This is a genomic window from Thermovirga sp., from assembly GCA_012523215.1.
In the GTDB taxonomy this organism is placed as follows: Bacteria; Synergistota; Synergistia; order Synergistales; family Thermovirgaceae; genus 58-81.
In genome coordinates this window covers 1-3,066 of record JAAYIZ010000042.1, presented here as the reverse complement: position 1 = coordinate 3,066, position 3,066 = coordinate 1, and the positions used below count along the sequence as shown (strand labels likewise).

General features: G+C 61.1%; 4 protein-coding genes. All 4 read left to right on the top strand.

Annotated elements, in window-relative coordinates:
- Window positions 1–1,218: bifunctional (p)ppGpp synthetase/guanosine-3',5'-bis(diphosphate) 3'-pyrophosphohydrolase (locus GX108_01470; protein NLO55715.1), on the top strand; the 1,218-nt coding region annotated here is incomplete at its 5' end.
- A 7-nt stretch (window positions 1,219–1,225) separates the two neighbouring features.
- Complete coding sequence (locus GX108_01465; GenBank protein NLO55714.1) at window positions 1,226–1,675, top strand: D-tyrosyl-tRNA(Tyr) deacylase; 450 nt, start codon at window positions 1,226–1,228, stop codon at window positions 1,673–1,675.
- Window positions 1,675–2,316, top strand: coding sequence for an MBL fold metallo-hydrolase (locus tag GX108_01460; GenBank protein ID NLO55713.1), 642 nt, complete (start codon window positions 1,675–1,677; stop codon window positions 2,314–2,316). Before GX108_01465 ends, GX108_01460 begins: the two co-directional genes overlap by 1 nt.
- Window positions 2,313–3,017 (top strand): DNA repair protein RadC, encoded by a 705-nt coding sequence (locus tag GX108_01455; protein ID NLO55712.1) that lies wholly within the window; start codon window positions 2,313–2,315, stop codon window positions 3,015–3,017. The genes GX108_01460 and GX108_01455 overlap by 4 nt, the downstream gene beginning before the upstream one ends.
- Window positions 3,018–3,066 lie beyond the last annotated feature (49 nt).

Genomic DNA, 3,066 nt, shown 5'->3' with positions numbered 1-3,066 from the left:
GGGGAACCCCTGGAGATCCAGATCAGGACCAGCGATATGCACTGGATAGCGGAATACGGCATCGCCGCCCACTGGAGGTACAAGGAAAAAAGGCACAAGATCGACAAACTCGACGAAAGGCTCTCCTGGATCAGGCAGGCCCTCGAGTCCCAGGGCGAAGGCGGCGAAGCCTCGGAATTCCTGGAGCACATCAGGAACGACGTCCTTTCCACCGATGTCTTCGTCTTCACTCCCGATGGGGACGTGATATCCCTTCCCGGCGATTCCACGCCCATCGATTTTGCCTACGCCATCCACACCGAGATAGGCCACAAGTTCGTCGGGGCCATGGTGAACAACAGGATCGTCCCCATAGACTACCAGATTCAGAACGGCGACATAATAAAGATACTGACCTCGCCCCAGGGCCACCCCTCAAGGGACTGGATGAAGGTCGCCCGGAGCGGCAAGGCCCGAAGCAAGATCAGGTCCTGGTTCCGCCAGGCTGACAAGGCCGAGAGGCAGGAGAAGCAGGACAAGGGCAGGGAACTGCTCCTGCGGGAGTTGAAGCGCCGGGAGGGCGAAAAGGAAGAGGAGCCCCGCCTTTTGGGACCAGTCCTCAAAAAGGTGGCGGCCGACCTGGGGTATGGTCATGGCGACGACCTGCTCGTTGCTCTCGGAGGGGGAAGCCAGAGCGCTTCCTCGGTGGCTTCCAGGTACCTGGAGATCGAGGGTTCGCGGATCCCGGCTGGCCAGGAGATCGAGGAGGTACAGGAGGAGCCCTCGCCGCCCAAACGGGAACTGGATTCCGAGATCGTCGTGGAGGGCAGTCGGGGCGTGATGGTCTCCCTGGCCAACTGCTGCAAGCCCGTACCGGGGGACAGCATTGTCGGATACGTTACCAAGAGCAGGGGGATAACGATCCACAGGGAAGACTGTCCCAACCTCGCCGATCATCGCGAGGACCGCAAAGTTGAAGTATACTGGGGCGAACTGCGGTCGGCCCGTTATCCGGCTCGGCTTAAAATAGAAGGGGCTGATCGGCCGGGGCTCTTCGCGGAAGTTGCCCAGGCCATCGCCGGGTTGGACAGTTCCATCACCCAGGTCCGGGCCTTCGTCGCCGGAAGCGACAGGGGAAGGATGGTCATTGATCTCCAGGTCAAGGACCTGGAGCACCTCTACAGGATCATAGCCAAACTGAATTCAATAAAGGGCATCATGGAAGTCATCAGGGGGTGAGGGCCCCATGCGGGCGGTCGTTCAAAGAGTAGCCGGCGCCAGGGTCTCGGTCGACGGAAAGGTGACCGGTTCCATCGAAAAGGGCCTTTGCGTCTTTATCGGCGTGGCCCCGAACGATGGTGAAAGGGAAGTGGAGTGGATGGCCGGCAAGATCGCCAACCTCAGGATATTCGAGGACGCCGCCGGCAAGATGAACCTCTCCCTCCTCGAGGAAAAGGGAGCCATGCTGGTGGTCTCCCAGTTCACCCTTTACGGTGACTGCCGCAAGGGGAGGCGTCCTTCCTTCGCCTCGGCCTGCGAGCCCGAAAAGGCCAACAGGATCTACGAGGATTTCATCAGGTCGGTCTCTTCCAGGGGGATCACCGTAGCGACGGGGGTCTTCCAGGCTTCCATGCGGGTCGAGATCCATAATGACGGGCCCGTGACGCTAATTCTCGATACCGAGGGGGTTTGCTGATGTTCCTGGAGAGATTGCCCCTGGGGCCCCTGTGGACCAACGGTTACCTGGTATGGGATGATCAGTGCGCGGGGTTTTTTATCGATCCCGGAGGGGATCCGGGAGAGGTTCTGGAGATGATCGATGAAAAGAGCGTAGACCTGGAGTTCATCCTTCTCACCCATGGCCACGCGGACCATATAGGCGGCCTGGGCCCCCTGCGATCCAGGGCAAGGGTCGGCGTCATGATCCACGAGGACGACGCTTCCATGCTTTCCCGGCCCGAGTCGAACCTGTCGGCCTTCGTAGGCGGCAATATCGAACTGGCCCCCGCGGAGAAGTTGCTCAAGGATGGCGATGTGGTTCGCGCTGGGAGCCTCTCGGTGAAGGTCATCCACACCCCGGGGCATACGAGGGGTAGTGTCTGTTTCCTCGTGGATGAAGAAGGGGGAAATCCCGTGCTCTTTTCCGGGGATACCCTCTTTGCGGGGAGCATCGGTAGAACCGACCTGCCCGGCGGAGACGAGGGTACCCTTCTCGCCTCCCTGGAGAAACTGGCCCGCCTCCCCCACGCTACCAGGGTACTCCCGGGGCACGGACCGGAGACCACCCTGGGGGAAGAACGCCGGCGTAACCCCTTCTGGCCGGAGGAATATCGATGAGGATGGCCCCCTCGTCCCGGAGCGAGTTGCCCAGGGAACGGATCGAACGGCTGGGCCCCCAGGCGCTCTCCCTCGTGGAGATCGTCGCGATCCTCCTCAGAACCGGCGACAGGGGGAAAAACGTCCTGGACATGGCATCATCCCTGGTCGAGGAGTACGGAGGCCTCCAGGGACTTTCCAGGGCATCCTTCAGGGAATTCATGGAGACCAGCGGACTCGGCAGGGCCAAATCCGCCTCCCTGGTGGCGGCCCTGGAACTCGCCAGGAGGCTCTATGCCGAGGAGAAGGCCGCCGACATGGGCGAGCCCCGGGAGCATTTTCGCTCCTGCCTGGCGCGCTGGAGCGCCACCTTCTCCGATGAACCAAGGGAGTTCATCGTCGCCGTCTTCTCCGACCGAGGTGGGAAGGTCATCGAGGATGACCTCATCTCCTGGGGAGGGCTCGAGGGGGCTGTCCTGGATCTGAAGCACCTCCTGAGAAGGGCCGTCCGACTTGATGCGGCGGGGGTCCTTTTGCTTCATAATCATCCTGACAAGAGCCTGGAACCCAGCATCGAGGACAGGTTATTGACGGAACACGTTCAGAGAAAACTGGAAGCACTTGGGATGGATTTCCTGGGGCATTTCGTCACCGCCGGGGGGCGGCTGGCTGAAGTCCAGGGTCAGACTCCGGGCAGCGGTCGATATTCTGAAAGTTGGTGAGGTAGAGGTGTTCGGTCCCATCTCCGGCATTTTCGGCAAGGACATAGGC